Here is a 20,542-nt window from a genome sequence, read left to right as displayed (position 1 = left end):
GGAGGACACGGATGACGACGACACGTTGGACGCACAACGGCGAGGTGCCGCTCGCGTACGAAGACCTCGGCGGGGCGGGCGGCGAGCCGCTGCTTCTGGTGATCGGCCTCGGCACTTCGCGCTTCTGGTGGCCGGCCGGGCTGGTGCGCGAACTGGTCGCACGCGGCTTCCACGTGGCCGCCTACGACCAGCGCGACGCCGGCGAGTCGGGCCGAGTGTCCGCGCCGCCCGCCGGACACCCGGTCTCCGCGCTGCTGCGCCGCACCGCGCCCGCGTACCGGGCGGAGGACCTGACGGACGACGCGGTCGCCGTCCTGGACGCGCTGGGCTGGCCGCGCGCCCACCTGTTCGGGCACTCGCTGGGCGGGCTGGTCGCCCAGCGCATCGCGATCCGCCATCCCGACCGGGTGCGCACCCTCACCTCGTCCGCCGCGATGCCCAGCGACGCCGGCCCGCTCGGCGCCCTGCGCCACGTCCGCCCGGGGCCGGTGGTCCGGATGGCCCGCCTGCACTTCCCGGACACCCCCGACGGCAACCTGGCGCTGGCGGTGGCCCTCGCCCGCATCCTCGCCGCGCCCGAACGCACCGTCGGGCCGGCGGACGTGCGGGAGTTCGTCGAGCGGGAGGCCGCGCACGGCGTGGCGAGCTTCCGTGACGCGCAGGCGCAGAGCCGGCAGATCGGCGCGAAGTGGTCCGGCGGCCCGCTGTCCCGGATCGCCGCGCCCACCCTCGCCCTGCACGCCGAACGCGACCCCCTGCTCCGCCCGTCCACCGCCCGCGCGCTGGCCGCCGCCGTCCCGCACGCCCGCCTTCGCGTGATGCGAGGGGCGGGCCACCTGCTCACCAGCGAACACTGGGCGCCCTACGCGGACGCGGTGCAAGCACACGCCACCAATAACTGACTATCCGTCAATTACCTCTCCCATGAGGGCAATTCACTCCTCGGGAGATCGCAACGCCGATTGCCGGGGGCGGCTCGGGACTCACATCTGGGTGTTCGTTTCGAGCCGACAAGATCTACCGGTGTCTCGTCATCGTCTCGATCCACAGTCGTCCCGGGTGGGAGCATGCCGGAAGACGGACGTATCGAACACGGCAGAAGGAGTGGGGACATGGCCGAGGGTCAGCAGAGGCTGGAGACCAAGCAGATCAGCAGGCAGGTCATTACGCACACCATCGTCAAGCCGACCAACGACTACGCACTCTCCAAGGCCGAGGAGGAGCGGCGCGCTGCTGCACTGGACGAGGCGGACACTGCCTCGGAGTGACGGTGGGTGATGCCCAACGCCGCACGGCCGCCGCGGATTCGCGGACGTCCGCCGCGTACCGCGTGTTCAACTCGTCCTGCCAGGCGGCGAGTTCGCGGTCTTCGACGGCGGCCGGCGCCTCGACCCGGCGGGCGGTGAAGTCAGCGGCCGGCGCGTCCTGCGCGAGCCGGTGCGCGGCCACCGCCCGCAGGATCTCGGCGGACCTTGGAGGCCGGCCCGCTGCTGGGCTTCCCTCGGACGGCACGAAACAGCTCAACTGTCAGAAGCCGTCGGACGCGATCCACCGGCCGGAACTCGATCGCTACTCGACGGTGATGTCTTCGTAGGTGATCGTCACCGTCTCCGTCGCCGGCGCGGACTCGGAGGCTCCCAGCGACGGCCCCTCCCAGCGGGATGCCCAGGCGTTGCTGAGGTGAATGCGGCGGACCGTCTGCTCCTTCGCATCCTTCATCGCGATCGTGATGTTCTGGCACGCGGCGTCGAGGTCGGCATTGACCAGCGTGGCCTTGATCCAGTCGGTGAACGCGGTGCTCTTGTCCATGCCACGGGTGATCGTGACCTCCCCGCTCCTGCGCGCGCCCGGCTGCTTGCGCACGAGCAGCTCACCGGTCGGCGAGACCTGCCGGACCTCCACGACGTCCTGCTCCAACTGCAGCCCCGATACGGACTGAACCGTCTCGACCTGGAACTTGCCCAACTCGATGGCGAAAGTGCTGCTGCTGAACGAGTCACCGGTGACCACGACGTACGCCTCCCACGGCTCGTGACGGGACGGGCCGGTGATCGGTTCCTCCGGCCCGCAAAGTGGCTAACGCCACAAACCCGCAGAGGTCACCTGATCGGCCGGAAAATTCCGAGCCGCACGGCTCTCACGAGGAACTGGATCCGCAGCCGGTGAGCAGAACCACTCAGCCTCTGACGGTCAATCACCCCGCAGGGGGAGGTGGATCATCCCGGCGGTCGACGCCACACCCTGATGATCGCTGCGACATTCGGAGTATGGCTGGTGATGGACGGACATTGAGGACCCGTTGGCGTACGTGGTGGCAGGGCTGGCCGCGCTGGGTGGGTCGGGTGGCAGCGCTGTGGGCGGCGGTCTACGGCGCCTTCGGTCTCGCCTGCGCGCTGCACGGGACGCCGTTGTTCCACGACGGCGGCATTCGCGGGGCCGCCGCGCTCGACTGGTTCGTCGTGGCGGTGGGCGCAGTGGCGGCGCTGGTCTGCGGGATGGTGGTGCGCCACGGGCTGCGACCGACGCTGCGCGTGCTGCTCTGGGTGCTGTGCGGGCTGACCGGGATCGCGGCGTTCAGTCTGCTGATGGATGTGATCACACTGATGGTCGGTCAGGGGCTGGACAGCCCGGCGGCCACCGCGAACCGTTCGCTGGCGGCCGCCGGGGCGTTCCTGCTTGCGGCGACCGCCCGAGCGGACCGTCGCCCAACCACGGGCGCCACTGCGCCGCCCCCCTCTCCCGCCCCCGGCCCGGTCCAACTTGCCGCCTGCGCAGGCACCGTGGCGTTCCTCCCGTACGCCGCGATGAAGCTGGTCTGGGTGTCGGGCGGCACCTTCGCCGGGATCGGCTACGAGGAGATGATCGCGACGTCCGAACGCAACGGCGCTTCGGGGATCTGGCTCACCCTCGAATCCTGGGGCCTGGACGTCACCGTTCTGCTGGCCGCACTCGGCACCTTCCTGCTGTGGGGCCTGGTCCGCCCGTGGGGTCAGGTCTTCCCGCGCTGGACGCTCCTCCTGCACCGCCGCCGCGTCCCCCGCTGGCTCCCGCTGACCCCGGCCCTGATCGGTGCCGCCACCCTCGCCCCCTACGGAATGCTCGGGATCGGCTACTGCACCCTGGCCTCCGTCGGCGTCATGACGATGCGTCAGGGCGACGCCCCCTCCTCGCAGGACGCACTGCTGATGGGCTGGATCGGCATGGTCGCATTCGCCGGCTACGGCGTCGCCCTGACCGTCGCCGCCCGCTCGTACTGGCTCCGGACCCGCCCGATCGACCGGCCACCCGTTCGCACCGGGTGACATCGACCGCGGCGCGCGACGGGCGGGGCGCAGTCGCCCCGAGAACGCCAGAACTGCGGGGTCGCGCCGCTCGGCACCGAGGGCGGCCAACTCTGCGAGCACGGTCCCCCGGCGGCGCAGCGAGAGCGGCCGGGACAGCGCCGAGGCCAGTGCCGGCTCCGCCAAATCAGGCCGGCCGAGGGCGAGATAGCAGGTCCCTCGCTCTTCGGCGAGGGCGTCCGCCGAACCCTCGCCCTCGCCTTCGGCCGCCTCGGACTGCCGGAAGTCCGCGCCAAGCACCGCCCGGACAACCCTGCCTCCGGCCGCGTCCTGCGCAAGGCCGCTTCACCCCGACCGGTCGCACGACGGCTACGCGACCTACGCCGTGCGAGCACCCACACCCCGCGAAGTCACCGTCGGAGTCCACCCCGTTGCGGCTGGGAGCTGGAGATCGAAGGCGCGGACGACCGCCCGTTCATGACCCCCGAAGCCATCTCCCGATCCGTGTGCGAGGCCCTGGACATCCCCGGCCGGGCACCGCTCGGGCTCAGCAGCAGCGGCCGGCGGCCGACCGGGTGCGTCGTGGCGGGGGTCAGCGCCGGTGTTCCCAGTCCGGTGCGAACAGGCGGACGCCGCTGATTGTGCGGTCGCCGGCGCGGGCGGGCAGGACGTACAGGTGGGCGTCCTGCGGGCCGAACTCGTCCGGGCCGTCGTAGACCAGGCCGAGGTCGCGTTCGTCGGCGTGCCCGGTCAGGTCCGCCTCGACCTCGGTGATGGGACGGCCGACCAGCGGGATGCCGGCGAAGTGCAGTTGCGGGCCGGTGCGGGCGGCTATGGTGACCGCGCCCAGCACGGGCTGCCCGGGCGCGCGGTGGCGGTATTCGGCGGTCACTCCGAGGTCGGCGAAGTGCTCCTCCTCCAGTCTCCAGGGGGCCGGCGGGCGCGGCTCCGTCTGGTGCGGCCACATCCGGTACGACCGCTGCGTGAGGTTCGGGCGGCCGCGGCGCAGCGTCGGCTCGGCGCCGCCGAGGCCGCGGGCCACCTGTTCGGGGCTCATGCCGTAACGCAGCAGGCCGATGCTCCGGCCGGGTGTCCAGTTCCAGCGCGGGCGGTCGAGTTCGGCGGCGACCGGCCAGGCGCCGGGGTTGGCGGGCCGGTCCGCCAGGTCGCGCCAGTGCCGGACGGGTTCGGCGGCGTACGGGTCATCGGCCAACTCCGGTGCGACCAGCAGTGGTTCGGAGAGTTGGGCGTCGCCGCGCCGCGGGTGGCCGTACGGGCCGGGTTCCCAGGACGGGGCGGCGCCCATCGACAGTCCCCAGGCGGGGACGTCCGGGTCGCCGACGGGGTTGGTGCGCACCGCGACGCCCGTCCGCTCGGCGAGGCGGCGGACGTCCGCGCCGACCTGCGAGGGGACCAGGCCGACCAGTTCGACTTCGCCGATCCACACCCGCGGGCCGGATACGGCGTCGACGGCGATGCCGACCAGCCGGAAGTCCAGGTCGTAGAGGACGGTCGCCCCGGTGTCGTCGTGGAACTGCCACCAGGGCGCGCGCATCTCGTCGACCGCGCCGACCGGTCCGGGCTCGCCGATCGCCTCCCGCACCTCGTCCCGGGTCATCCCGAACCGCAGCGGCCCGACCCCGACCAGCGGGTCCACCACCCATCGGACCCGCTCCGCCGCCGGCCGCCACCGCCGCCCGTACACCCGCCACCCCTGTCGTCGCCGAACCGTTCGGGGCTTACGGTACCGATCCAACTCCCGGATCAGCTTGTGGTGTTGGCCAGGTGCGCGCCTGTGCGTCCGACGACGCTGTTCGGGGGGTGGTCGGCGATCGGGGGTGCTCCGCACTGCTTCCTGTTGCCGCGACGGGTACGCGCGCGAACCGGGGTGCGCGCAGTTGCGCACCGTCGTCGGGTTCGGGCGGGCGAGCGACCGGCGTGTTCAGCAGTGGTGGGTGCTCAGGTAGCGGTAGAGCTCCTTGTGGCCTTCGGTGCCGGGGTGCAGTCCGTCGACGGACGGCTCGGGTCGGTCGCGCAGCGGCTCCCACAGGTCGAGGTGGTCGACGTGGTGCTCCGCGCCCCGCGTCCGCAGCGCGGCGCGCAGTTCGAGGGCCCGGGCCGCCGTGAAGCGGAGGCCTTCGAAGTCGCCGGTGCAGGACTCGTCGAGCCGGAGCGGTCCGGGGACGACCAGGCGCGCGTGGTGGCGTCGGGCGGTCGCGAGCAGCGCGTCGAGGGGGCCGGTGATGTCGCGCAGTCCGTCGAGGCCGGTGTCGGACGCGGCGAGCGGCACGGCCGAGTCGTTGATGCCGGCGGCGACGACGATCGTGTCCGGGTGGCGGGGAGGCAGCAGCGCGGGTGTCTGTTCGCTGACGTCGGCCAGGGTGTTGCCGGGGACGGCGAGGTTGAGGACGCGGTGCGCGTGCTCGTCCGCGGCGATGTGGGCGGTCGCGAACTGCCCGGCCCAGCCGCCCTCGGGGTCGCAGCGCCCGTAGGCGATGCTGTCGCCGACGATCACGATGCGTGCCGCGGCCCGCAGCGGGCGCGCGTCCAGGTGGGTGGGCCCAGGCGGTCTCCCCGGAGGCGAGGGTCACGCGCCGCCGGACGTGGTCGTCGGTCTCGTGGTCGCCGGCGGCGGCCAACTCGCGGTCGCTCAGGCGCAGGACGCCGCCCTCGACGGTGGCGCCGAGCTTGCGCGCCGGGGTCGGACGGCCTATCGACTCCCGCGCGTCCCGCCGCAACGGTGGTCCGTCGCCGCCACGGGATCCGATCGCGATGGCGAACGCCCGGGCCGGCCCGGTCGCCGGGAGCAGTCGCGCCACCTGTCGACCGGGCGCGCCGACCATTCGTCAATCATCGCTCCCACCAGTCGACTTGACCGCAGCCCGCCCAACCACCACCATTCCACTATTCGATTAGTGAAAGGGTGGTGGTGCCGTGATCGAGTACCGCCTGGATCGGCGCAGCGGTGTGCCGACGTACCAGCAGATCGTTCAACAGACCAAGCACGCACTGCGGTTGGGCGCTCTTCAGCCCGGGGACCGGCTGCCGACGGCGCGGGAGGTGGTCGAGCGGACGGCCGTGAATCCGAACACGGTGCTGAAGGCGTACCGGGAGCTGGAACGCGAGGGGCTGGTCGCGCCGCGACCCGGTCTCGGGACGTTCGTGCTGCGGTCGCTGTCGAGGCCGGAGACGGCCGAGGACGGGCCGCTGCGGGCGCAGTTGACGGCCTGGGTGGACGGGGCCCGGCAGGCCGGGCTCGACCGGGAGGACATCACCGCGCTGGTGGCCTCCGTGCTGGATCAGCGCTTCGAGTCCGGGGTGGGCCCGGCGGAGCGGACGACACTGGACAAGGGGAAGCAATGACCGCAGCGACGAGCGAGCCGCTCGCACTGGAGGCGAAGGACCTCGGCTGGAGCTACCGCAAGGACCAATGGGCGGTCCGGCACTGCGACTTCGCGGTGCCGACCGGACGGATCTGCGGTGTGGTCGGCCCGAACGGGGCGGGCAAGAGCACCCTGTTCGGCCTGGCGGCGCGACTGTTCACCCCGTCGGAGGGTCAACTGCGGGTGCTGGGCACGCCGGTGAGCACTCCGGCGACGCCCGAGTTGCGGGCCCGCGTCGCCCACGTGACGCAGGAGAAGCCGCTGTACCGGACGTTCACGGTCGCCGACACGCTGCGTCTGGGCCGCGAGCTGAACCCGGACTGGGACGAGGCGACTGCCCAACGTGTCGTCGAGCTTGGCGAGTTGAGTCCGACGGCGCGGATCGGTCGACTCTCGGGCGGCCAGCGCAGCCGGGTCGCGCTCGCTCTTGCGCTCGGCAAGCGGGCCGAACTCCTGTTGCTGGACGAGCCGTTCGCGGATCTGGACCCGCTGGCCCGGCACGACCTGACCGGTCTGCTGCTCGCCCAGGCCACCGAGCACGGCACCACGGTGGTGATCTCCTCGCACCTGATCGGCGAGTTGGAGGACGTGGTCGACCACGTGGTGCTGGTGCAGTCCGGAAGGGTCCGGCTGGCCGGCGAACTGGACGAACTCCTCGACGGGCACTGCCTGGTGAACGGCCTGGCCGACGCCGGGCGGCCCGCCGGGAGCGTGATCGAGTGGCGGGTCACCGGCCGCCAGGCCACCGGGCTGGTCCGCACCGCGGAACCCGAAGCCCTGGCGCAGGAGTGGGACGCGAACCGTCCGCGCCTGGAGGAACTCCTGCTCGCCTACCTGCGCAATCCCGCCGGAGCCGGCCCGGACAGCGCTTCCACCGACCGTCGTCCGACCACCAGCGAGGTCGCCGCGTGAGCACCACCGCCCACCTGCCCGCGACCGCCGCCGCCACGCCGGCCGCCCCGTCCCCGACCCGCCGCTCCCGCCTGCGAGGCCTCGCCTGGCTGGCCTGGCGGCAGAACCGGCTCGCCGTATGGACGTTCGGCGGGGCCATGCTGGCGGTGTGCCTCGGGCTGTTCGTCCTGCACTGGCAGTTCCAGGACGTGATCTACCGGACCACCGGTCCCTGCGCCTCCGCCAGCAGCTGGAACGTGCCGATCTGCCAGAACCTGGTCGGTCCCCGCGGTGACCTGATGGACGCCTACAGCAACCTGACGCACCGGCCGTTCTTCCTGCTGCCCGCCGTGGTCGGCATGTTCCTGGGCGCGCCGCTGCTGTCGCAGGAGTACGAGCGCGGCACGCTGCGGATGATCCGCGCTCAGTCGGTGTCGCCGGTGCGCTGGCTGACCGCCCGGCTGACCGTGCCCGCGCTCCTGGTGACCCTCTCCGTCGGCCTGTTCGCGGCGATGAACTCCTGGCTCTGGTACGACATGCACCGTCTCTCCTTCGGTCAGGACGAGGTGTTCCCGGGCTTCACCTACGCGTCGATCGGCCTCGCGCCGCTCGCCTGGTCGCTGTTCGCGCTGGCCCTCGGCGTGGCGGTCGGTCAGCTGCTGCGCCGCACCGTGGCATCGGTGCTGGTGACCGGCGTTCTCGTGCTGGGGGCCCAGGTGCTGATGCCGCTCGCCCGGGTGCACTTCCTCCCGCCGGTCACGGGGACGTACGCGGTCGTCCAGGGCCACGCCCAGTACGCGGTCCCGATCGAGGCCATGCGCAATGCCTGGCTGGTGAACCACGGCCCGGTGCTGGCCGACGGGACGCGGCTGTCCGGGAGCGACTGCTACCGCCACGGCGAGGAGTGCACGAACTCCGGCCTCGCCTGGGGCTCCTGGCACCCGCTGTCGCACGTCGTCCCGATGCAGCTGATCGAGGGCGGCCTGCTGCTGGCCGTCTCGGCCGCCCTGGTCCTGCTGGTCTACCGGCGGGTCACCCGGACGGCCGCCTGAGCACCGGCTGCCCGAGCACCGGCCACCTGAGCACCTCGCCGCCCGAGCAGCCCAGTGCCCGATCAGCCCAGCGCCCGGCACGCCGCCGACCCCGGTCGAACGGCCGTGCCGGGCAAGGTGGTTCGGCTCAGCCGGACCTGATCAGTTCGGCTTCGGGCGTGACGGTCACCGGGACGCCGCGTCGGCGGTGCTGGTCGGCCCAGGAGGTGAGGGCCTGGCGGCAGGCGGCGTCCAGGTGGGTGAGGGCGGACAGGTCGAGCTCGACCGGGCCGGTCGGCGTGACGTCCTCCAACCGGTCGACCAGGGTGGGGAGTTTGACGAAGGTGGCGTTCCCGTGCACCCGCACCACGGTGCCGTCCGGGGAGTGTTCGACGTGCAGCCGGATGTGGGTGACGTCCCACGCGGTCTTGGCGAGCGCGGCGACCAGGCCGATCACCACGCCCTCCAGCAGGTTGGTGGTGACGATGCCGACCGCGGTGGCGAGCAGCACCAGCGCCTCGGACCGGTCGGCGCGCCACAGCCGCCACCGGGCCCGGGGCGCGACCAGCTTGCCGCCGGCGTGCACCAGCAGCCCGGCGAGCGCGGCCAGCGGCACCAGGTGCAGCAGGCCCGGCAGCACCAGCGCGAACAGCAGCAGCCACACGCCGTGCAGGATCCGCGCCGCCTTCGTCCGGGCGCCCGCCTGGACGTTGGCGGCGCTGCGCACGATCACCGCGGTCATCGGCAGCGCGCCGAGCGCCCCGGCGACGGTGTTGCCGACGCCCTGGGCGAGCAGCTCCCGGTTGTAGGCGGTGCGCGGCCCCGCGTGCATGTGGTCGACGGCGGACGCGCTGAACAGGCTCTCGGCGGAGGCGATCAGCGCGAACGCCAGCACCGTGCCCCACACCTCGGGGCGCAGCAGCAGCGCGAACTGCTCGGCGCCGGGCGGCTGGAGGGTGTCGAGCAGGCCGTCCACCCGGACGGTCTGCACCGGCAGGTCCAGCAGCCGGACGGCGGCCGCGGCGAGCACCACGGCGACCAGCGGCCCGGGCAGCAGCGCGAGGCGGCGCGGCACGTACTTCCACAGCACCAGCACCGCGATCACGAGCGCGCCGATGACGAGGGACGCCGCACCGGCCTCCGTGTCGACGGCCCGGACGGCGGCGGCGGGCAGCCCGGCGAGGTTGGAAAGCGCTTCCCCGTTGGCCTTGCGGTCGAGCAGCACGTAGCCCTGCGAGGCGATCAGCACGATGCCGATGCCGGTGAGCATGCCCTCCACCACGGCGGCGGAGACGGCCCGGAACCAGCGTCCCAGGCGCAGCAGGGCGAGCAGCACCTGCACCAGCCCGGCGGTCAGCACCACCACGCCGAGGGCGGGCAGTCCGTAGGCGGTGACGGCGGCGTGGACGAGCACGGTCAGTCCGGCGGCGGGCCCGCTGACCTGCAGGCTGCTGCCGGGCAGCGCGCCGGCCACCAGGCCGCCGATGATGCCGGTGACGAGGCCGAGTTCGGCGGGTGCGCCGGAGGCGACGGAGACGCCGACGCAGAGCGGGACGGCGACGAGGAAGACGGTGATCGAGGCGGGCAGGTCGGTGCGCAGCACGGCGCGCACCCGGGCGGAGTTCCAGGGCATGGCGGGTCCTCGGGTGTAGCAGTGACGGGGACTTCCGGTGGCGCGGGCACGCGCGCCGTCCGCCGGACGCGCCGGTGGGCGACGGCCGGGTGCGGGCGTGCGGGCGTGCGGGCGTGCGGGCATGGCGGGTCGGCGCCGGTGGCGGTGGCGGTGGCGGTGGCGGCACAGTGGGGCGCACGGGGCACCGCACGGGGCAACGGAGTCGGTGACGAGGTGTCAGGGCCGGGCGTGGTGGCACCGGATCAGCAGCGGAACACCTGGAGTGCGGCGGTCCGTTGCGCGACGGTCCGCCGGGTGGCGGGCCGTTGTGCGGCGGGGCCGGCCGGGGCGGGTCGGCCGGCGGTATCGGGCGGGGTGCGCGGGCCCGGGCAGGCGTCCGCGCGGAGTACCGGCCGCGCCGTCGTCCGGGGGGTGCGGGCGGCGCGGCGGGCGGGCGCGGGGGCGGTGGATCCGCGTTCGACGCGCTCCGGTTCCTCCTCCGCGGCGCCGCTCGTGCTGCTCGTGCTGCTCGTGCTGCTCCGGCCGGCGGGCGCGACGGCGGCCGCCGGGTCGTCCTGGAGCCGGTCGGCCGTCAGCCCGGTGAGCAGGACCGCGGCCAACGCCATGACCAGCACACCGACCAGCGCCGCGACCGGCCGGGCCGACGTGGCGCGCTGGGCACGCTGGGCTCGCCCGGCGTACTTGGCGCGCTCGGCACGCTCGGCGCATTGAGTGGCCTTGACGAGCCCGGCGGGCGTGGCGGGCGTGGCGGGTTCGGTGCGCTGCAGCCAGTTCGGCAGCACGGCTCTGCGCATCCCGCCCTCCCCGGCTCGCGTCCGAACTCGGCTCCCCGCCATCGGACTTGATGTGCCGTCATCGTAGCCGGGCGGTCACGGTGGGTGTGGCGCTGCGGGCGCTTCGCCGGGGTCTCGGCCATCGGTTTGTCCGGTTCCCGGCCGCGCACACGCCGCGCACACGCCGCACTCGGGACAGTGCGCCGTCCCGCCGGAACCGTCGGATCCGGCCCGTCGCCCGGGCCCGGGAACAGCGACGGCAGGGCGGTCGGGCCGCTCCTGCCACTCTCAAGCTATAGCGCGGCGGGGGGCTTGTGGCAAGGCCCGGGTGGTGGCGCAGAATGTCCGATCGCGGGCGATGGCGCGCGAGTTGTGCGGAACACGACGGTTCTGACGGAAAATCACTTGCTGGGCGTTTTCGGAGGGTTGATGATCGACGTCGTGGTGGTCGGCGGTGGGCCGACCGGTTTGATGCTGGCGTGCGAGCTGCGGCTGCACGGGGTGGAGGTGGTGGTCCTTGAGCGGTTGACGGCTCCGACCGGGGAGTCGCGCGGGCAGGGCCTGCATGCGCGCAGTGTGGAGGTGATGGATCAGCGTGGGCTGTTGGGGCGCTGCCGGGCGGTGAGCCGGGAGTTCCGGGTCGGCGGGCTGTTCGGCGGTGTGCTGAAGGAAGTCGAGCGCACCATCAACCGCCTCAAGACCTTCCGCGCCGTCGCCACCCGCTACGACTAACGGGCCTACGTCTTCCACGGCACCGTCACCCTCGCCTCGATCCGCCTATGGATTCAGACCCGATCCGCCGGACAGAATTTAGACCGTCGGCGCGGAGTACCCGGGTACGGACACCGGACGGTTCCGGGCGGGATCCCCGTCGACTGACCGTCACATCCGGAACGCCGTTAAGGAGAACCACAGTGCCACACATCAGCATCGGCAACGACCTCCCGGGCATCAGCGGTCTGCTGGCCGACCGCCCCGACAGCGCCGCGCCGCTGAACCAGCTCGTCAACGTCCTGCTGCGCGGCCCCTCCCCGCTGCCCCGGGGAGAGCGCGAGCTGATAGCCGCCTACGTCTCCGAACTCAACCGGACCCGGTTCTGCTCCGACTCGCACGGTGCGTTCGCCGCCGCGCAGCTCGACGGCGGCGAGGAGTTGGTGACGGCCGTCCTGAACGACCTGGAGACCGCGCCGGTCTCCGAGCAGCTGCGGGCCCTGCTGCGGGTTGCCGCCGAGGTCCAGGCGTTCGCCCGCCCGGTCTCGGAGAAGGCCGTGGCCGCCGCCCGGGCGGAGGGTGCGGGGGACGACGAGATCCACGACACGGTGCTGATCGCCGCCGCGTTCTGCATGTACAACCGCTACGTCAGCTGCCTCGACACCGAGCTGCCGGCCGACCGGAGCTACTACACCGAGGGCGCCGAGCGGATCGTGGCGCACGGGTACGGCAGCCCGCGCTGACGACGCCCCCGGGCCCCGGTCGGTGGACCGGGGCCCGGGATGCGCGGCGGTGGGGAGAGAGCAATCGAGAAGTAGGCAGCGGACGCGAGGCCCGGAATCATGAGCCCTCACATCGTCCGCGTCGGGAGCAGCCCACCCATGCCGCACACCGAGGCCAGCCCGCTCCACCCGCTGCCCGCCCCTTCGCCCGAGGCTGTGCGGTTACGTCGCCGTGCCGTCACCGCGACCGTGGTCGGGAACTTCGTGGAATCCTTCGACTGGCTGGCGTACGGTCTGTTCGCCCCGCTCTTCGCGGAGCGGTTCTTCCCCTCCGCCGATCCGACCACCTCGCTGCTGGGTGCCTTCGCGGTGCTCGGGGTGGGCGTGCTGGCCAGGCCGCTCGGCGGCGTGCTGCTGGGCCGGCTGGCGGACCGCCGGGGCCGCAAGCCGGCGCTGCTGCTGGCGATTCTGCTGATGACGGCCGGTTCGGTCCTGATCGGGAGCGCCCCGACCTACCAGCAGGCCGGGATCCTCGCCCCGGTGCTGCTGCTCTGCGCCCGGCTCGCCCAGGGCATCTCCTCCGGCGGTGAGTGGCCCGCCGCGGCGGCGTACCTGATGGAACTGGCCCCGCCTCGCCGCAGGGGCCTCTACGGCAGCCTGTTCTCGCTCACCACCGCCGCGGGCGCGTTCACCGCCGCGATGCTCGGCGGCATGCTGACCGGCCTGGTGGGTCCCGGGGCGATGGAGACCTGGGGCTGGCGGGTGCCGTTCCTGATCGGCGGCGTGCTCGGGCTGGTCCTGCTGGCGCTGCGGAGCCGGATCACCGAGAGCGAGGTCTTCCGGCGCGAGGTGAGCTCCCGTCAGGACCGCAGCCCGCTGCGCGAGGTCCTGCGCACCCACCGGCAGCAGGTCCTGCGCTCCGTCCTACTGGTGGCCGGGATGGCGACCGTCGGCAGCACCTGGACCTCGGTGATACCGGCGATGGGGCAGCGGCTGGCTCCGGACGGGACGATGTTCTGGGTCGTGGTCTGCGCCACCGCCGTAATGATCCTGCTCCAGGTGCCGATCGGCCTGCTCGCCGACCGGGTCGGGCCACGGCGGCTGCTGGTCGTGGCGAGCCTGCTCTTCGCCACCGGGGGCTCCTGGGCCTACCTCGCCATGACCGGCCGGTTCGTCAGTCTGCTACTCGCCTACGGCAGCGGCGTGGTCTACCTGGTCTGCGTCACCACGGTCCTGCCCGCCCTGCTCGCCGAAATCTTCCCGCCCCGCGTACGCGCCCTGGGCATCGGCCTCCCCTACGCACTGACCAGCGCCGTCCTGGGCGGCACCACCCCACTCCTGGCCACCCACCTCGGCAAGAACGGCCCGTCCGGCTGGTTCATCGCCGGCGTGGTGGCCGCCGTCCTCCTCGGCCTCGCAGCCACGGCGACCTCCGGCGCTTCCGACACCGAACGATCCCAACCGGCGCACCCGGAGCCGGTGCCGATGGGTTAGGGCCTGTCCGGCAAGATCCGCCGGACAGGCCCTGACCCTTCGCATCATTCATCCAGAAGGACCGCCGGTGATCGAGGGAGCCCTGCCGTCGCGCCCCGGGCCCCACTCTGATCGCTCTATGCCGATCTCATGGGGAGGGTGACCGGGTCGATGGAGCGAGAGAAGGTGAGCTGCATGGAACCGCGACCACGCCCTGCGCGCCGGCGTCGAAGGCAGCGTCCGCCAGGCCACTTGTACACCTGCCTGCGCCAGGCCCGCAGGCCGGCGCAGGCAGAGTGTCCGCTTCAGGTGCTCTGCCGTGGCGACCTCACCTCGTGCTGGCCCTGCTGGGCTTCAAGGAAGTAGGAAACCTGAGCGCCGTCGGCCTTGACCCCGATCAGTTCCTCGATCACAGGTAGCTGGTCGTCGGACAGCGGGAAGCTGGAGCCGATCAGGTCGGGCCACGGCCCGACCAGCTCGGCGGCACTCGCCTCGTCGAACGAGGGCGGGAGGGTCCACTCGACAACGAGCTCGTCGTCGCTGCGGTTGAACCCGAGTACAACCCAGATCATTTCACGCACGTCCTTCCTGCTTCGGGCCCCTTGAGCTGCTTGCCGTCCACGTCGAACGCGCCGAGATGCTTGCCCTGCTTGTCGTACTTCTCGACCTCGCCGTGCTGGGAGTCCCACTCGTAGATGTTCTTCTTGTCCTCCCAGCGCGGGCGCAGGCCACCGCCCTTCTGGACGGAGGTCTTCGGCGGGACTCGGCGCGCCCCGGGGAAGCCCGGGAGGGAGGACGGCGGTGGCTGACGGGGTGGGATGGCTCGACTGCCCGGGGCGGGCGGGGTCGGCTTCTGGTTGTTGTTGCCGCCGCTACCGCTACCGCCGCCGCTACCGCCGCTGCTGCTGCCGCGTGAGCCCTTGCGCTTGGCGAGGCCGAGCGGGTCGATCTCGTCGAGCGGGTTGGTGACGTAGGCGTAGTGGTTGGGTGCAGGCGTCAGTCCGAGCGGATCCGGGCTGATGAAGCGGGCGGTCTGCGGGTCGTAGTAGCGGTGCAGGTTGTAGTCGAGGCCGGTCTCCTCGTCGTGGTACTGACCGGGGAAGCGGAGCGGGCAGTCGGCCGGCCCGGTGGCGTCGGAGGTCAGCGGCAGGCCCCACAGCGAGGCGGTGCGCTGCCAGACCACCTCGCCTTCGGCGGTGAGGAGTTCGGTCGGTGCGCCCGCCAGGTCGGTGACGATGGCGTAGAACCGCTCGTCGATCACCGTCTGGTCGGACCGGGTGCGCTCGATCTGCGTCACCGGGGTCCAGGTGTCCGGTTGGTACTCCCAGGTCGTGGTCGTGGTGGTCTGCTGCCCGGCGACGTGGTGGCCCTGCTCGACGAGCACCTCGCCGTCCCAGCAGAAGCGGGTCTCGGCGAGCACGGCTCCATCGGGGCCGAGCAGCTGTTTCGCGGTGCGGCGGCCCAGCGGGTCATAGACATAGTGCCAGTGCTCACCTGCGGGGTTCCTGGCGTCGGTGAGCCTGTCGAAGGCATCCCAGTGGAACCCCCAGCTCTTCTCCTTGCCGGAGAGCGTGCGTCGACGGCTTCCCACCAGGCGCCCTTGGGCGTCGTACTCGTAGCGGCAGCGGCCGGCCTCGCGCAGCAGCATGCCGTCGATGGTGCGCGGTCCCGCCAGGTCGAGGGCCGCGCCACGACTTGTGGCCGCGTGCAGCAGGTTGCCGCCGGCGTCGTAGGAGTACTGCTCGCTGAGCTCGCCCGCCTGCACGGCGGTGACCTGGCCGATGGGGTCGAGCTGGAAGTGCCGGTCGATCCCGCCCTTGTCGGACTGGGTGACCGGCAAGCCGTCGCCACGGTAGGTCCAGCCGCGTTCACGCAGCAGGCGGGAGCTCCGGGAAGCGCCCTCGCCGTCGACGGCGAGGACCTGTCGGCCGGTCAGCCGCCCCATCCTGTCCCAGCTGCTGGTGAGGGCGAGCCGGTCGCCGAGCCAGCGGTAGAGTTCCTGACCGGCCGCGTCGTAGCCGAAAGTGAGTCGCACGCTCGGGGTCTGCAGCGCGGTGGTCCGGTGGTTCGCATCGTGCTGCCACCGGGTGACCGTGCCGCTCGGGGTTCTGCGCTCGACCCGTCGGCCCAGCAGGTCGTAGCTGCTGGTGGTGGTCAGGCTGTTGACGGTCTCGGAGAGCAGGCGGCCGAGGGCGTCGTGGCCGAACCCGAGCAGGACCTCCTTGTTGCGGGCTTGGCGCAGGTTGCCGGCCTCGTCGTACGCGAAGTCCGAGCCGCCGGTGTCGCTGTGGTGGCCGGTGACCCGGCCGGCGGCATCCCAGGTGTAGCCGACGCTCTGCCCGGCACCGTTGGTTCGCCGGACCAGTTGACCGGCGGCGTCGTGCTCGTAGCGGACGGTCCGACCGTTGTAGTCGGTTTCGGCGGAGAGGTTGCCGGCCTGGTCGTAGACGTACTGCCAGGTGCGGCCGGTCGGGCCGGTGATGGCGGTCATCCGCAGCTCGGTGTCGTAGCCGTACTCCAGCCGGGCGCCGGCGGCGTCGATCTGCGCGGTGCGGACACCGAAGCTGCCGACCTCGTAACGAGTGCGGTGACCGGCCGGGTCCAGGTGTTCGAGCAGCCCGCCTTCCGGGTCGTGCACCCACTCCTCGCGGCCGCCGTCGGGCAGCTGGCGCCAGAGCGGGCGGCCCTCGACGGTCCAGCCGTAGCGCGTGGTGTCGCCGAGCGGATCGGTCTCTACGACCACCCTGCCGAAGCCGTCACGCTCACAGCGATAGGTCTGGCCGAGCGGGTCACTGACGGCCAGCATCAGGCCGGCCGGGTCGGTCTCGATCCGGGTGACGTTGCCCTCGGCGTCGGCCGTCGCGGTGGCCCGGCCGAGCTCGTCGTACTCGTAACGGGTGGTCACCGCGCACGGGTCGGTGACAGCCAGCCGGTTCCCGCGCTCGTCGTACTCGTAACGCCAGACCGCGCCGCCCGGGAGGGTGATCTGCACGGGCAGACGGAGCGCGTTGTGGCTGAGCTCGGTCGCGGTGCCGTCCGGGTGGTCGATCCGAACCGGGTCGCCCTGCTCGTCAAGGGTGTACCGGGTGGTCCGGCCGAGCTGGTCGGTCGTGGCGAGCAGACCGCCGCGGCGGTCCCACTCGGTGTGCACGCAGTGGCCGGCCGGGTCGGTGGTCAGTGCGACCCGTTCGTCCTGGTCGTACTGGTGGACCGTGGTGCGGCCGAGCGAGTCGGTGACGGCCGTGGTGCGGGCGGCGGTGTCATAGGCGAACTCGGCAGCAAGTGCGCCGTCCTGCCCCGACGCGCGGACCACCCGGCCGGAGACCTGGTCGTACTCATAGGTGTAGGAGTAGCCGTTGCGGTCGATCCAGTCGGTCATCCGCCCCTCGTCGTCGTATTCGTAGACGTAGGGCAGGCCGGTGGAGTCGACGATCGAGGCGAGGTGGCCGTCCGGGTAGTACTGGTACTCGACGACGGTGCTGCCCGTGCCGGTCCCGTCGAGCAGCCGCAGCCGCTCGACCCGCACACCCTCCGGGCCCGGCGCGATGTCGACCGCGACCCGGTAGCCGGCGGAGTGCCGCACCTCGATGGGCAGACCGTCCGCGTCGCGAAGGAAGTCGATCCGGTGCCCGTTGCGGTCCGAGATCCCGGTCAACGGGCGGACCTCGCCGATCCGCCAGGAGGGGCCGCCCGGGCCGCCGAAGTGGTGGGTCCAGCCGCGGTCCGGGTCCTCGATCCGGAAGGCGTCGCCGCGCTGGTCCCACACCAACGGCCGACGCGCTCCGCCTGCGGGGAGGACCGGCCGGCCGGGACTGTCGGGCAGCGGGTAGTGCAGGATCTGGGCGTCGTCGCCGGCGAAGTGGACACCGTCGGCGTCGATCTCGATCCGCTGGTCGAGGGTGGACGACCAGCCGGGGCCGTGCAGCCGCCCGCCGATGTAGTCCGAGGCGTATGCGCGGCGCAGCGTCAGCGGCAGCAGTCCGGGCAGATCCACGTCGGTCTCCGAGGTGATGACCTGGCCGGAGACCACGTCCACCGGGTCGGCGCCGGTGAGACACGTGCCGTTGCCGTCGACGGCCTTGCCCTGCCGTTTCCCGCGGCCCAAGGGCAGCCCGCCCTTGCCCCGGCGGGTGCTGTCACCGGTGCGCGGCGCGGACAGAGCGCCCTTCTCGCGAGTGCCGACCTGCCGCAGCTGGGCAGCGTGCTTCTCCTCCACGTCACGGACGTTCTTGGCGACCTTCTTCAGGTTCTGGCCGGTCGTGGAGTAGAAGTCCTTGACCGCCGTGCCGGCGTCCTTCGCCAGCGTGGTGCCGAGCTTCTGCGCGGCGTGTTCCAGGGCCCGGACGATCTGGTTGCTCATACGAAGCTCACCCCCGCGAGCTTGGACTCGAAGGCCTGCGCGTGCGAGGCGACGGTCTCGGCGTGCCGCTGCATGGTCAGGGCGTGCTCGTCGAGCATCTCGGGGTGGATCTGGAATCCGCTGCCCGCCGCCGCTCCACCGGCAGCGCCGAGTGCCGCCCCGGCGGTCTGGAAGACCAGCCCGGTCACCGCCCGCTCGACGACCTCCACCAGCGGGTTGATCGCGGCCTCGATCACCTGGCCGATGACGTACTGCTCGAGTTGCTGCTCCAGGTAGTTGACCAGCTTCTTCGCGGCCTGCTCGATCAGTACGAGGGCCGCCTCGGCCGCGCCGAGCGTGGCCACTGCGGCTGCCTGGTCCGCAACGAACGCGGCTGCCAGGGCGACCAGTTCGGCGATCGCCTCGACCTTCATCGCCACGATCACGTCGGCTGCAACGTCCAGCGCACCGGCCACCACGTGGCATGCCTGCACCAGCTCATCGAGATGACCACCCGACAGCTGGTCCCACTTGGCCACCAGAAGGTCGTAGGACGCGCCCTGGTAGGCCTCGCCGAGTTGCCGGATCGTACCGGTCGAGTCCTGGCGGGTGCTACGCACGTTGTCGGCGAACTCCCGCACATGCGACGCGAACTCACGGACGCCGTCCTCGTTCACGGTCGGCCAGTTGATGCCGATGAAATCGAGGAACGACACCACCTCCCCGGGCAGTTCGATCGCCACGGTTCCCCCTTACCCGCCATCGAATAGCTCTTGTACGCACGTTCGCCGGCCCACAACCTATCTGACGATGCTGCGCGTGTACCGCTCATGTCGAACCCGGGCCCACGGACCTGCCGAAGTCTGCTCAGGTCCAGCTGCGACACCGACATGTCGCCCCTTCAGCGACCAACACCAGCAACGCCGGGCAGCGCAGGCGGCGCCGGCAACTCGCCGGCCGGCACCTGATGGCGTACCACGGCCGCCTACCCGACTACCACGGATCGTGATCGTCCGCGCGTCGCGTCGAAGCTGCCCTTCTCCGACCCGCACCGGCGTAGCTCACGCAGCGCCCCGCGCAAGCTGCCGCCGCGCCCGATTCACAGCGAATCTTCATGGCTGGTGACGACATCGACCCCGGAGCCCTTCGCTGTCGAGGCTTTCTCGCTGCAAGCCCTCCAGGGCTGATGACGACCCGCAGCGCGCGCAGGGCGCCGACGGCCATGGCGTCGGAGGCGGCGAACACGGCGTCCACGTCCGGGAATTGGTCGAGCAGCCGAAGCATGGCGTGTTCGCCGGAGCGGGACCCGAAGGTCGGTGCACCGTCAAGGGTGCGCGCAGCATCGGGGCCGGCGCACCCTCGCGGAGAGCGGGCGACTACCAGTTGCCCCAGGTGCCGGTGGACCAGCGGGCGGCGCCGTCGCTGCCGTAGATCACGAAGTTGCCGTCGTCCTGCACCTTCGCCCAGTCGCCGGGCCGGCCCTTGGTCGAGAGCGACCAGGTGACTCCGACGCCCTGGGAGCTGAGCCACAGGGCGCCGAAGGTCGGCGCGCCCGACACGGTCGCGAAGCTGTTCGGGTGGCCGTAGGTGCCGGTGGACCACAGCGCCGCGCCGTCGCGCTTGCGGTAGAGGACCAGGTTCCCGTCGGGCTGCATGAGCAGCCAGACCGAGTTCGACTCGATCCAGCGGCCGTGCGCCATGGTGTTGGGGACCGGGCCGAGTTTGTCGTTGGTGGCGCCGACGGCCGGGGTGACGCCGGTGTCGGTCTGCCAGTACAGCTGCTGGCCGCTGACGGCAAACCAGCCGTTCAGCAGCGAGGCCACCGTGCCCGGGTGGCCGTAGCTCCCGGTGCTCCACAGCGCGCCGCCGGAGTCCGGTCCGCCGCCCTTGCGGTAGACCACGAAGTTGCCGTCGGGCTGCATGTAGGCGTACGCGCCCTGGTTGCCGTAGGTGCCGCTGGCCCACAGCACCGGGCCGCGGTGGCCGGTGTCGCCCACCAGGTAGAGCACCAGGTTGCCGTCGTACTGCATCACCAGCTCGGTCTCGCCGCTGACCATGCTCTGCCCCGACAGGAGCTTCTCGCCGCTGCGCAGGCTGGTGGCCTCGTGGGCCGACGGCTTCGCCGCGGCAGTGCCGGCCGGAGCCACGACGGCGATGACCGCGGCACCGAGCAGGGCCGCGGCGGCGCGTGTGAAGACGTTCTTCCGCATCGAGCGGGAAACCCCCTTGTTCCAGGGCCCACGATTGGCGTGGGCCCTGGATTCATACACCCTCACATGGGCTTTTTGGCAAGCGGGTTACCGAG

At 72.2% G+C, this 20,542-nt stretch carries 17 protein-coding genes and 2 pseudogenes; 10 read left to right on the top strand and 9 right to left on the bottom strand.

Annotation, left to right across the window (positions count from 1 at the left end; all coding sequences use genetic code 11):
* Positions 1 to 11 precede the first annotated feature (11 nt).
* Both AMK19_RS10340 and AMK19_RS35910 read left to right on the top strand, forming a co-directional pair.
* A complete protein-coding gene (locus tag AMK19_RS10340) occupies positions 12 to 902 on the top strand; it encodes an alpha/beta fold hydrolase (RefSeq protein WP_073810283.1) in 891 nt (296 codons plus the stop codon).
* 210 nt (positions 903 to 1,112) lie between these two features.
* Positions 1,113 to 1,268, top strand: a complete 156-nt coding sequence (locus AMK19_RS35910; RefSeq protein ID WP_158071884.1) for a hypothetical protein — start codon at positions 1,113 to 1,115, stop codon at positions 1,266 to 1,268.
* A gap of 301 nt (positions 1,269 to 1,569) precedes the next feature.
* On the opposite strand, the gene AMK19_RS10335 is transcribed toward AMK19_RS35910, so the two are convergent.
* Complete coding sequence (locus AMK19_RS10335) at positions 1,570 to 2,010, bottom strand: phage tail protein (protein WP_073810282.1); 441 nt, start codon at positions 2,008 to 2,010, stop codon at positions 1,570 to 1,572.
* Positions 2,011 to 2,342: 332 nt separating this feature from the next.
* Between AMK19_RS10335 and AMK19_RS37085 the strand changes: the two genes are divergently transcribed.
* Positions 2,343 to 3,302 (top strand): hypothetical protein, encoded by a 960-nt coding sequence (locus tag AMK19_RS37085; protein WP_241844327.1) that lies wholly within the window; start codon positions 2,343 to 2,345, stop codon positions 3,300 to 3,302.
* A gap of 571 nt (positions 3,303 to 3,873) precedes the next feature.
* On the opposite strand, the gene AMK19_RS36470 is transcribed toward AMK19_RS37085, so the two are convergent.
* Together AMK19_RS36470 and AMK19_RS37075 are read right to left on the bottom strand one after the other, a co-directional pair.
* Positions 3,874 to 4,986, bottom strand: a complete 1,113-nt coding sequence (locus AMK19_RS36470) for a hypothetical protein (RefSeq protein WP_198953286.1) — start codon at positions 4,984 to 4,986, stop codon at positions 3,874 to 3,876.
* Between the two features lie 237 nt (positions 4,987 to 5,223).
* On the bottom strand, positions 5,224 to 5,796 hold the full coding sequence (locus AMK19_RS37075; protein WP_073810277.1) for an SGNH/GDSL hydrolase family protein: 573 nt from the start codon (positions 5,794 to 5,796) through the stop codon (positions 5,224 to 5,226).
* Positions 5,797 to 6,215: 419 nt separating this feature from the next.
* On the opposite strand from AMK19_RS37075, the gene AMK19_RS10310 reads away from it, so the two are divergent.
* Genes AMK19_RS10310 through AMK19_RS10300 form a run of 3 tightly spaced genes read left to right on the top strand, consistent with a single transcriptional unit; the run spans position 6,216 to position 8,607 of the window.
* On the top strand, positions 6,216 to 6,644 hold the full coding sequence (locus AMK19_RS10310; RefSeq protein WP_073810275.1) for a GntR family transcriptional regulator: 429 nt from the start codon (positions 6,216 to 6,218) through the stop codon (positions 6,642 to 6,644).
* Positions 6,641 to 7,576: an ABC transporter ATP-binding protein gene (locus AMK19_RS10305; protein WP_073810274.1), complete on the top strand. Its 936-nt coding sequence runs from the start codon at positions 6,641 to 6,643 to the stop codon at positions 7,574 to 7,576. Before AMK19_RS10310 ends, AMK19_RS10305 begins: the two co-directional genes overlap by 4 nt.
* A complete protein-coding gene (locus tag AMK19_RS10300; protein ID WP_073810272.1) occupies positions 7,573 to 8,607 on the top strand; it encodes a hypothetical protein in 1,035 nt (344 codons plus the stop codon). The genes AMK19_RS10305 and AMK19_RS10300 overlap by 4 nt, the downstream gene beginning before the upstream one ends.
* A 127-nt stretch (positions 8,608 to 8,734) precedes the next feature.
* Here the strand turns inward: AMK19_RS10300 and AMK19_RS10295 are convergent, their stop codons facing one another.
* Positions 8,735 to 10,219, bottom strand: coding sequence for a SulP family inorganic anion transporter (locus AMK19_RS10295; RefSeq protein WP_073810270.1), 1,485 nt, complete (start codon positions 10,217 to 10,219; stop codon positions 8,735 to 8,737).
* A 242-nt stretch (positions 10,220 to 10,461) separates the two neighbouring features.
* A complete protein-coding gene (locus AMK19_RS10290; protein WP_073810269.1) occupies positions 10,462 to 11,013 on the bottom strand; it encodes a hypothetical protein in 552 nt (183 codons plus the stop codon).
* A 384-nt stretch (positions 11,014 to 11,397) separates the two neighbouring features.
* Here AMK19_RS10290 and AMK19_RS10285 point away from each other — a divergent pair.
* From AMK19_RS10285 to AMK19_RS10275, 4 genes and pseudogenes are all read left to right on the top strand, one after another.
* Positions 11,398 to 11,661: pseudogene (locus tag AMK19_RS10285) on the top strand (FAD-dependent oxidoreductase); the annotation flags it as partial.
* A pseudogene (locus AMK19_RS35120) lies at positions 11,662 to 11,781 on the top strand (IS5/IS1182 family transposase); the annotation flags it as partial.
* Between the two features lie 125 nt (positions 11,782 to 11,906).
* Positions 11,907 to 12,446 carry a carboxymuconolactone decarboxylase family protein gene (locus tag AMK19_RS10280; protein ID WP_073810267.1) on the top strand — a complete coding sequence of 180 codons (540 nt, stop codon included), beginning with the start codon at positions 11,907 to 11,909 and terminating at the stop codon, positions 12,444 to 12,446.
* A 138-nt stretch (positions 12,447 to 12,584) separates the two neighbouring features.
* Entirely contained in the window at positions 12,585 to 13,919 is a 1,335-nt protein-coding gene (locus AMK19_RS10275; RefSeq protein ID WP_083646633.1) for an MFS transporter, read from the top strand.
* 284 nt (positions 13,920 to 14,203) lie between these two features.
* Here AMK19_RS10275 and AMK19_RS10270 read toward each other — a convergent pair whose 3' ends face one another.
* The 4 genes from AMK19_RS10270 to AMK19_RS10255 form a co-directional block, all read right to left on the bottom strand.
* Positions 14,204 to 14,470 carry a DUF7683 domain-containing protein gene (locus AMK19_RS10270; RefSeq protein ID WP_073810266.1) on the bottom strand — a complete coding sequence of 89 codons (267 nt, stop codon included), beginning with the start codon at positions 14,468 to 14,470 and terminating at the stop codon, positions 14,204 to 14,206.
* Positions 14,467 to 18,258: a colicin E3/pyocin S6 family cytotoxin gene (locus AMK19_RS10265; RefSeq protein WP_073810263.1), complete on the bottom strand. Its 3,792-nt coding sequence runs from the start codon at positions 18,256 to 18,258 to the stop codon at positions 14,467 to 14,469. The genes AMK19_RS10270 and AMK19_RS10265 overlap by 4 nt, the downstream gene beginning before the upstream one ends.
* The gene (locus AMK19_RS10260) at positions 18,255 to 18,980 is read right to left on the bottom strand and encodes a WXG100-like domain-containing protein (protein ID WP_073810261.1); all 726 of its coding nucleotides are present in this window, start codon (positions 18,978 to 18,980) and stop codon (positions 18,255 to 18,257) included. The genes AMK19_RS10265 and AMK19_RS10260 overlap by 4 nt, the downstream gene beginning before the upstream one ends.
* A 633-nt stretch (positions 18,981 to 19,613) precedes the next feature.
* On the bottom strand, positions 19,614 to 20,447 hold the full coding sequence (locus tag AMK19_RS10255; protein ID WP_073810260.1) for a hypothetical protein: 834 nt from the start codon (positions 20,445 to 20,447) through the stop codon (positions 19,614 to 19,616).
* Positions 20,448 to 20,542: the final 95 nt, after the last annotated feature.

Source organism: Kitasatospora sp. CB01950 (genome assembly GCF_001905465.1).
Taxonomy (GTDB): domain Bacteria; phylum Actinomycetota; class Actinomycetes; order Streptomycetales; family Streptomycetaceae; genus Kitasatospora.
Note: the sequence above shows the minus strand (reverse complement) of the source record. Positions and strands in the feature narration are given on the sequence as shown.

What these genes read in the sequence shown, in the direction of transcription:
- AMK19_RS10270 (WP_073810266.1), bottom strand. Translation starts at nt 14,470, where the DNA reads ATGATCTGGGTTGTACTCGGGTTCAACCGCAGCGACGACGAGCTCGTT.
- AMK19_RS10290 (WP_073810269.1), bottom strand. Translation starts at nt 11,013, where the DNA reads ATGCGCAGAGCCGTGCTGCCGAACTGGCTGCAGCGCACCGAACCCGCC.
- AMK19_RS10275 (WP_083646633.1), top strand. Translation starts at nt 12,585, where the DNA reads ATGCCGCACACCGAGGCCAGCCCGCTCCACCCGCTGCCCGCCCCTTCG.
- AMK19_RS35910 (WP_158071884.1), top strand. Translation starts at nt 1,113, where the DNA reads ATGGCCGAGGGTCAGCAGAGGCTGGAGACCAAGCAGATCAGCAGGCAG.
- AMK19_RS10255 (WP_073810260.1), bottom strand. Translation starts at nt 20,447, where the DNA reads ATGCGGAAGAACGTCTTCACACGCGCCGCCGCGGCCCTGCTCGGTGCC.
- AMK19_RS10340 (WP_073810283.1), top strand. Translation starts at nt 12, where the DNA reads ATGACGACGACACGTTGGACGCACAACGGCGAGGTGCCGCTCGCGTAC.
- AMK19_RS10305 (WP_073810274.1), top strand. Translation starts at nt 6,641, where the DNA reads ATGACCGCAGCGACGAGCGAGCCGCTCGCACTGGAGGCGAAGGACCTC.
- AMK19_RS10295 (WP_073810270.1), bottom strand. Translation starts at nt 10,219, where the DNA reads ATGCCCTGGAACTCCGCCCGGGTGCGCGCCGTGCTGCGCACCGACCTG.
- AMK19_RS10265 (WP_073810263.1), bottom strand. Translation starts at nt 18,258, where the DNA reads ATGAGCAACCAGATCGTCCGGGCCCTGGAACACGCCGCGCAGAAGCTC.